The organism is Micromonospora sp. NPDC047753 (assembly GCF_040642735.1).
In the GTDB taxonomy this organism is placed as follows: domain Bacteria; phylum Actinomycetota; class Actinomycetes; order Mycobacteriales; family Micromonosporaceae; genus Micromonospora.
Window position 1 is genome coordinate 1 of record NZ_JBEYSL010000292.1, and the last position, 8,542, is coordinate 8,542.

Genomic DNA, 8,542 nt, shown 5'->3' on the forward strand with positions numbered 1-8,542 from the left:
AAGGGACTTCAGCGCGCGGACGGGTCGTTCCCCAGCCTCATCCCGGCGGGGGACGCCGACCGGGACGTCGACAGCACCGCGATGGCCGCGATGGCCGGCACCTCCACCACCGCGCTGAGCGGCACCACGGACACGCCAAGCCGAGTGGCGGTCAGCCAACCGGCGGAGAGCGCCTCGCCCGCGCGCAGCCAACTGTCCCGCTCGTCCTCGTCGCCGTGCAGCATCGCGTACACCGCCATCCGATCGTGGCCTGGGCCCACCGGCAGGCTGCCGGGACGGCCGAAGTCGCGGCCCGGCACGGTGGTCTGCGCAGGCTGCTCGGGCAGCACCTCGGCGGGCAGGCCGGTGCCCTCGCCGGCCCGGCTGGTCCAGTACGCCAGCTCGGCGCGCAGCTCCGGATCCTCGGCCTCGACCGTGTCGGCGTGCCCCGCGGTGGCGGCCAGCTCCAACATCTCGTCGCGGTCGAGGATCTGCAAACGACACCCCTCGGCGGTGACCGCCCGGGTGATCTCCTCGATCGCGGTGGGCGGCACCGGCTCGTCGCTGACCGGCCGCCGGTCGGTGTGCCGGACCTGCATGCACTGCACCATGCGCATGGCGTCCGGGTCGGCCGTGGTGTGGCTGAGGTCGGTCAGCCGAGCCAGTAGCTCGCTGTCGGCCGGGTCGGGCAGCCGTTGCACCACGGCGCGCCACCCCTCGGCGGCCAGCGCCAGTCGGGCGTGGTGCAGGGCGGTGCCGCAGCTGATCGCGAGCAGTCGCCCCTCGGGGTCGGCGGCGGCGAGCTGTCGGTCGGCGACGGAGCGCAGCTCCAACGCGTCGGGCAGCACCCGCCAGCGCCACGGCTGGCTGTTGTGCACCGAGGGGGCGTGGCCGGCGGTGGCGGCGGCCTCCGCCAGCGCGGTGGTCAGCTGACTTTCCTGACTCATGGTCACGACCTTTCCGTCTCTGCTCATCGTGCCGTACGGCGCGTCGCCGTGTCTGGGGTTGCCGCCTCATCCTGTGCCATCCGGTGGTGTGCCCGCAGGGGCCACAGGTCCCGACCACGCCGAGCCGTTACGCCCGCCTTACCAGGCCCGGCACACCGCCACGACGTGCGGACACCGGGCGAAACGCCCGGTGTCCGGCCGCTGGCCGCCCACCGGCTGCGACGATGCGCAGGTGGGGGCCGAGCCAAACGAGTGCGTACCGGAGCAGCCGGTCCGCGGACGGGTCCGGCGGTGGTGGGCGTGGGTGCCGCTGGTTGGGCTCACCGCCGCAGTGCTGGCGGGTGCGGTGCTGCGCATCGCCGGCCGGGCCGGCGCAGCCGACCTGATCTGGGCGGCCGTCACGGTGGCCGCGCTGCTACCGGCCGCATGGTCGATGCTGCGCTCGTTGTGGCACCGGCACTTCGGCGTGGACGTGATCGCCGTGCTGGCGCTGGCCGGTGCGCTCGGCGTCGGGGAGTACCTGGCCGGGGCGGTCATCGCCGTGATGCTGGCGACCGGGCGGTCGTTGGAGGCGTACGCGCAGCGCCGGGCCACCCGCGACCTGCGGGCCCTCCTGGAGCGCGCTCCGCGTACCGCACGTCGGCGTGGGCCCGGAGGCGCTATCGAGGTGGTGCCGCTGGACCAGGTGGCGGTGGCGGACCGGTTGCTGGTCGGCCCGGGGGACGTGGTGCCGGTCGACGGGACCGTCGGCGAGGCGGCCACGCTGGACGAGTCGGTGGTGACCGGAGAGTCGCGGCTGGTTCAGCGGGCCGCCGGGGAGGCGGTGCCCAGCGGTGTGGTCAACGCCGGCGCGGGGTTCGGCATGCGCGCGACAAGGAACGCTGCGCAGAGCACATACGCCGGGATCGTCCGGTTGGCCCAGGAGGCGACCGCCCGCAAGGCCCCGATGGTGCGGCTGGCCGACCGGTACGCCGCCGCTTTCGTGCCGTTCACGCTGGTCCTGGCCGGGCTGGGCTGGCTGCTCTCCGGCGACGTGGTCCGGGCGGTGGCGGTGCTGGTGGTGGCCACCCCCTGCCCGCTGCTGCTGGCCACCCCGATCGCGATCGTGTCCGGCCTGTCCCGGGTGGCCCGGCGCGGGGTCCTGGTCCGCGACGGTGGCGCGCTGGAGCTGCTCGGCCGGGCTCGGACACTGCTGGTGGACAAGACCGGCACGCTGACCGCCGGCCGCCCGCGCGCCGCCGAGACGGTCGTCGCCCCGGCTGGTGATCGTGACGAGGTGTTGCGCCTCGCGGCCTCGGTGGAGCAGTTGTCTCCGCACGTGCTGGCCACCGCGCTGGTCCGGCAGGCTCGCGATCGGGGGTTGACACTGACCGAGCCGACTGGCGTCACCGAGGAGCCGGGACGGGGGGTCACCGGCCGGGTCGACGGCCGACTGGTCCGGGTCGGTCAGGTCACCGGGAAGCTGCCCGAGTGGGCGGACCGGGCGCGGGCCCGCACCGAGCTGGCCGGTTGGTCTGCGGTGTGGGTCAGCGACGAGGGTGGAGTGCTCGGCGCGATCCTGCTGGAGGATCCGGTTCGCCCCGACGCCCGCCGCACCGTACGCCGCCTGCGTGCGGCGGGGCTGCGGCGGATCCTGCTGGTCACGGGCGACCAACCGGCCACCGCAGCGCAGGTCGCGGCGATGGTGGGGGTGGACGACGTGCTTGCCCGCTGCACGCCGCAGGAGAAGGTGGCCCGGGTCCGGGCGGAGGCCGACCGGGCGGTCACCGTGATGGTCGGCGACGGGGTCAACGACGCTCCTGCACTGGCTGAGGCGCACGTGGGCGTGGCGATGGGCGCGACCGGCGCGAGCGCCTCGGCGGACGTGGCGGACGCGGTGCTCACCGTGGACCGGCTGGACCGGCTCGCCGACGCGGTGGAGATCGCCCGGTACGCCCGGCGGATCGCGGTGCAGAGCGCCACCGTCGGGATGGGGTTGGCCGTGCTGGCGATGCTCGTGGCGGCGGCCGGTCGGCTGCCCCCGGTCGTTGGCGCGTTCCTTCAGGAGGGCATCGACGTGCTGGTGATCCTCAACGCGCTGCGGGCACTGGGAGGTGGGCTGCGCCGGCGCGACGTCCCGCCGCGCACCCGGGAGTTGCTCGCCCACTACGCGGCGGAACATCAGGCGGTCCGCGACGTGCTGGCCGGGTTGCGGGACACCGCCGACCTGGTCGCCACCGACCCGGCCTCGCCGAGGTGCCTGCCGGCGGTACGCGAGACGTACCGCCGGTTGACCGAACGCGTGCTGCCGCACGTGACTGCCGAGGAGCGACAGCTCTACCCCGCGCTGGCCGCCCCGCTGGGCAGCGAGGAGGCGACGTCGACGATGAGTCGGGCACACGTGGAGATCCGCCGTCAGGTGGACCTGCTCGGCGCCCAACTCGCCCAGACCGCCGACGGCCGGCCGCGCCCCGACCAGGTTCCCGACCTGCTGGCCACCCTCTACGGGTTGGACGCGGTGCTGCGCCTGCACCTGGCTCAGGAAGAGGAAGAGTTCTTCTCCCTCGACCCGTCCGACCCGACGACCGCGCGGCGGTGACCCCGGGTCAGGTCGCGCATCCCGGTGCGGCCCCGCCCGGCGGATGTCAGCGTTCGCGGACCACCGCGACCGGGCAGTGGGCGTGCTGGATGAGCTGCTGGCTGACCGAGCCGAGCAGCATTCCGGCCAGCCCGCCCCGGCCGCGGCTGCCGACCACCACCAGCCGCGCGTCCCGGCTCGCCTCGATCAGCATGGCCGCCGGGCTGGTCGGGACCAGATCGACGGTGATGGTCAGCTCGGCGAACGTCCGCCGCCACGGCTCCAGCGCCTGCTCCACGGCGGCCCGCTCGTCGGGCACCCCGGCCGCCCCGCCTGGGCCGGGCGTCCAGGCGTGCAGGACGCGCAACGGCACCTGACGCTGTGCCGCCCGTTCGGCCGCGAAGCCGAGCGCCACCAGCGACGGTTCCGAGCCGTCCACGCCGACCGCCACCGGGCCGGCCAGGGCTTTGTCGGCCCCGTCCCGGACCACCACGACCGGGCAGTGGGCGTGCGCGGCGACCGAGACCGCCGTCGACCCGGCCAGCAGGCCACCGAATCCGCCGTGACCCCGGCTGCCGAGCACCAGCATCCCGGCCTCCGCCGAGCGTTCCTGCAACACCAGCGCGGGCGGCCCGTCGTACACCTCGCCGGTGATGGTCAGCCCGGGGTTCGCCGCTGTGGCGTCCGCCGCGGCCTTGCGCACCAGGTCGTCGACCTGCCGGCGGGCGGTGTCGTCCGGCCACACGCCGGGGGCCACGCCCGGGCCGACCCAACTGGCCACCGTCAGCCATTCGAAGACGTACGCCAGCCGCACCGGCTGGCCGCTGTGCCGTGCCTCGTCGATGGCCCAGTTCAGGGCGATCGAGGCGTCGGTGGAGCCGTCGTAGCCGACCAGGATCTCCGCGTTGCGCACGTCGTCCTCCTTCAGGGGGTGGTCGGGTCGGTGTCGCGGACCCAGCGCCATTCGGCGACCTGGGGGTCGTCCTCGCCGTACTGGCGGGTGTAGTCGCGGGCCGCCTGCCGGGCGTCGACCATCCGTTGGCGCAGGTGCGCGGCGCTGGCGGCCAGCCCGGGCACCCGGTCGATGACGTCGATGACCAGGTGGAAGCGGTCCAGGTCGTTGAGCATCACCATGTCGAACGGGGTGGTGGTGGTGCCCTCCTCCTTGTAACCGCGCACGTGCAGGTTCTCGTGGTTCGTGCGGCGGTAGGTGAGTCGGTGGATCAGCCATGGATAACCGTGGTACGCGAAGATGATCGGCCGGTCCTGGGTGAAGATGGTGTCGAACTCGTTGTCGGTCAGACCGTGTGGATGCTCGGTGTCCGGCTGGAGGCGCATCAGGTCGACCACGTTGACCAGGCGCACCTTCAATTTCGGCAGGTGCTGGCGCAGCAGTTCGGCGGCGGCCAACGTCTCCAGGGTGGGCACGTCTCCGCAGCAGGCGAGCACCACGTCCGGTTCGGTGTCGCCGTCGTTGCTGGCCCACTCCCAGATGCCCAGGCCACGCCGGGTGTGCTGGATCGCCTCGGTCATCGTCAACCAGTTCGGGGCGGCCTGCTTACCGGCCACCACCACGTTGATGTAGTGCCGGCTGCGCAGGCAGTGGTCCATCGTGGCGAGCAACGTGTTGGCGTCCGGCGGCAGATAGACCCGCACCACCTCGGCCTTCTTGTTGACGACGTGGTCGATGAAGCCCGGGTCCTGGTGGGAGAAGCCGTTGTGGTCCTGCCGCCAGACGTGGCTGGAGAGCAGGTAGTTCAGCGAGGCGATCGGCTGCCGCCAGGGGATGGCCCGGGTCACCTTCAGCCACTTGGCGTGCTGGTTCAGCATCGAGTCGACGATGTGGATGAACGCCTCGTAGCTGGTGAACACGCCGTGCCGGCCGGTCAGCAGGTAGCCCTCCAGCCAGCCCTGGCACAGGTGCTCGGAGAGCACCTCCATGACCCGCCCGTCGGGGGAGAGGTGGTCGTCGCCGGGCACTGTGGCGGCCACCCAGGCCCGGTCGGTCACCTCGAACGCCGCACCCAGCCGGTTGGACGCGACCTCGTCCGGGCCGAACAGCCGGAACGTCTCCGGGTTGGCGCTGATGACGTCGCGGATCCACGGGCCGAGCACCCCGGTCGCGCCGGCGATCGGCGTACCCGGTTCGGGAACCTCCACGCCGTAGTCGCGGAAGTCCGGCAGGGTCAGGTCGCGCAGCACCACGCCGCCGTTGGTGACCGGGTTGGCGCTCATCCGCCGGTCACCGCGCGGCGGCAGCGTCAGCAGCTCCTCCACCGGCGCGCCGGTCGCGTCGAACAGCTCCTCCGGCCGGTAGCTGCGCAGCCAGTGCTCCAGCTCGGCCCGGTGCGCAGGGTTGTCGCGTACGCCCGACAGCGGCACCTGGTGGGCGCGGTAGGTGCCCTCCACCTGGGTGCCGTCGACCTCACTCGGGCCGGTCCAGCCCTTCGGCGTCCGCAGAATGATCATCGGCCAGCGGGGGCGTTCGACGACGCCTCCGGAGCGGGCCCTCCGCTGGATCTCGGCGATCTCGCTCAGCACGCGGTCCAGCGTCGCGGCGAGGGTCCGGTGCACGCGGGCGGGTTCGTCACCGGCCACCACGTACGGCTGGTAGCCCGATCCACGCATGAGGTCCAGCAGGTCGGCCTCGGGGATCCGGGACAGCACCGTCGGGTTGGCGATCTTGTAACCGTTTAGGTGCAGGATGGGCAGCACCGCGCCGTCACGGGCCGGGTTGAGGAACACGTCGGAGAGCCAACTGCCGGCCAGCGGCCCGGTCTCCGCCTCGCCGTCGCCGATCACGCAGGCCACCAGCAGGTCCGGGTGGTCGAACGCGGCGCCGTAGGCGTGGCTCAACGCGTACCCCAGCTCGCCGCCCTCGTGGATCGAACCCGGCACGTCCGCCGCGACGTGGCTGGGGATGCCGCCCGGAAAGGAGAACTGGCGGAACAACCGGGACATCCCGGTCTCGTCGCGCGCCACGTCGTGGTAGCGCTCCGACCAGGTGCCCTCCAGCCAGGTGTTGGCCACGATGGCCGGGCCGCCGTGGCCGGGGCCGGTGACCAGCATGGCGTTGAGGTCGCGCGCCACGATCACCCGGTTGAGGTGGGCGTAGATCAGATTGAGGCCGGGGCTGGTGCCCCAGTGCCCGAGCAGTCGGGGCTTGATGTCGTCGGAAGTCAGCGGCTCGCGCAGCAGCGGATTGTCCAGCAGGTAGATCTGCCCGACGGTGAGGTAGTTCGCGGCGCGCCAGTAGGCGTCCAGCCGGCGCAGCTCGTCGTCGGTGAGGGCGTGGTGCACGTCGAGAGCGGTCTCCATCATGCTGCCTCTCGCGGGTAGGAGTGGGGCCTCCAGCGTCCAGCCTGGCCGGTGCGGACGCCCCGGGGTCAGGGCCGTTGGTCCCGCGCCGGGCGGGCATCGGGCCCGGTCAGCGGCGCCTCGGCCAGGCCGCGGACGACGACCACCGGGGCCGGGGAGTGGTAGAGCAGGGACTGGGCGACCGCGCCCAGCATGGCCCGCCCCGGCTCATCGCCGCGGGCGGCGACCAGCGCCACCTGCGCGTTGCGGGAGGTGTCGATCAGCACGTCGGCGGGGTCGCCGCGTACCACGCGACACTCGGTCGGCACGGTGTGGTCCCGCCCGGCGTGCCGGACCAGTGCCTCGGTGAGCTGCTCGGCGACCGCGTCGGTGTCCTCGTCGTACTCGACCACCCGCAGGGCCAGCAGTCGGGCGTCGCGGCGGGCCGCGCACTTGAGGGCCCACTGCAGGGCGAGGTGTGAGCTGGGCGAGCCGTCGACGCCCACCAGCACCGGGCCCTGCGGCGGCGGTTCACGTCGGACCACCAGCAGGGGGCATCCGGCCCGGGCGGCCAACTGCACGGCTGTCGTCTCGGCCGGAACGCACTGACCGCTGCCCGCCATGCCGCTGTCGCCGACGGCCAGCAGGAAGGCGACCTCCGAGCGGCGGATGAGGGTGGGCAGCATGGCGCTCTCGACGATCTCCCCGCGTACGGTCAGCCCTGGCTCGGTCTGGTGGGCGAGTTGGGCGGCGTGGGTGATCAGATCTTCGGCCTGGTCGCGGGGTGCGGCGACGGTGTCCGCGGCGAAGGCCGCGCGCCAGTCGAAGGTGTGCAGCAGGTGCAGTGGCCGGCCGTGTCCGGCGGCCTCCTGCGCGGCCTGTTCGACGACCGGGAGGTCGAGTTCCGACCCGAGGCCGACCAGCACCGCTGCGTCGGCGGGTGCGGCCATCCGATATCACCTCCCGGGCGTCGCGCCCGGCACGACCAAGCTGTCCCTGACCGAGGGTAGTCGGCTGAGCACGGTGGCGGGTCCGATCCGCTGCGGTCGCCGCTCGTCAACCAGGGTTGACAGACCCGCAGTTGTCAACGTATGTTGACGGCATGAGTCAGGCGACAGAACTAGCGGCGGCAGCCGGCAGCACCGACCCCCGGGTCGGGCTGCGCGCCGTCCGCGCGCTACGCCGGCTCCTCGAGCGACTCGAGGTGGTCCAGGTCGACAACGCCCGACGGCAGGGCTGGTCCTGGCAGGAGATCGCCGACACGCTCGAGGTCAGCCGGCAGGCAGTGCACAAGAAGCACGCCGGGCGACCGGCGGTCAACTCATCCTGGGAGGCGTGATGTTCGAACGGTTCACCGACCGGGCACGCGACGTGGTACGACGGGCGCTGAAGGAGGCGCGGGTCGAGGGCCAACGCCCGGTCGGCACCGAGCACCTGCTGCTCGCCCTGCTCGCCGACGACGCCGGGCTGGCCAGCCGGGTGCTCGCCGACGCCGGGGTGCGCGCCGACGACCTGCGCGAACGCGTCCGCCGGCACACAGTCAGCGGCGGCGCCGGCCTCGGCGACGCGGACGCGGCGGCCCTGCGGGAGATCGGCATCGACCTGGCCGCGATCGTGGCCCGCATCGAGCAGTCCTTCGGCCCGGACGCGCTACGGGAGGCGGTGCCGGCGCCGCGTCGCCGCTGGGGGCGTAGGCGCTACCTCGGCGGCCCGTTCTCGCCCCGCTCCAAGAAGGCGCTGGAGCTGTCCCTGCGGGAGGCCC

General features: G+C 73.4%; 7 protein-coding genes. 3 read left to right on the forward strand and 4 right to left on the reverse strand.

The genetic code is table 11. The features are described from left to right. Window positions 1-8: 8 nt before the first annotated feature. The gene (locus ABZ749_RS22600; protein ID WP_357230730.1) at window positions 9-926 is read right to left on the reverse strand and encodes a nitroreductase; all 918 of its coding nucleotides are present in this window, start codon (window positions 924-926) and stop codon (window positions 9-11) included. A 232-nt stretch (window positions 927-1,158) separates the two neighbouring features. On the opposite strand from ABZ749_RS22600, the gene ABZ749_RS22605 reads away from it, so the two are divergent. Continuing rightward, window positions 1,159-3,504, forward strand: a complete 2,346-nt coding sequence (locus tag ABZ749_RS22605; RefSeq protein WP_357230733.1) for a heavy metal translocating P-type ATPase — start codon at window positions 1,159-1,161, stop codon at window positions 3,502-3,504. Between the two features lie 46 nt (window positions 3,505-3,550). On the opposite strand, the gene ABZ749_RS22610 is transcribed toward ABZ749_RS22605, so the two are convergent. The 3 genes from ABZ749_RS22610 to ABZ749_RS22620 form a co-directional block, all read right to left on the reverse strand. Beyond that, entirely contained in the window at window positions 3,551-4,396 is an 846-nt protein-coding gene (locus tag ABZ749_RS22610) for a universal stress protein (protein WP_357230736.1), read from the reverse strand. 11 nt (window positions 4,397-4,407) lie between these two features. Then, window positions 4,408-6,801 carry a phosphoketolase family protein gene (locus tag ABZ749_RS22615; RefSeq protein WP_357230745.1) on the reverse strand — a complete coding sequence of 798 codons (2,394 nt, stop codon included), beginning with the start codon at window positions 6,799-6,801 and terminating at the stop codon, window positions 4,408-4,410. 68 nt (window positions 6,802-6,869) lie between these two features. After that, complete coding sequence (locus ABZ749_RS22620; protein WP_357230739.1) at window positions 6,870-7,730, reverse strand: universal stress protein; 861 nt, start codon at window positions 7,728-7,730, stop codon at window positions 6,870-6,872. Between the two features lie 152 nt (window positions 7,731-7,882). On the opposite strand from ABZ749_RS22620, the gene ABZ749_RS22625 reads away from it, so the two are divergent. Both ABZ749_RS22625 and ABZ749_RS22630 read left to right on the forward strand, forming a co-directional pair. Beyond that, the gene (locus ABZ749_RS22625; protein WP_030336062.1) at window positions 7,883-8,119 is read left to right on the forward strand and encodes an HTH domain-containing protein; all 237 of its coding nucleotides are present in this window, start codon (window positions 7,883-7,885) and stop codon (window positions 8,117-8,119) included. Beyond that, window positions 8,119-8,542 (forward strand): Clp protease N-terminal domain-containing protein (locus tag ABZ749_RS22630; RefSeq protein WP_357230742.1); only part of this gene is annotated, 424 nt, incomplete at its 3' end. The genes ABZ749_RS22625 and ABZ749_RS22630, both read left to right, overlap by 1 nt.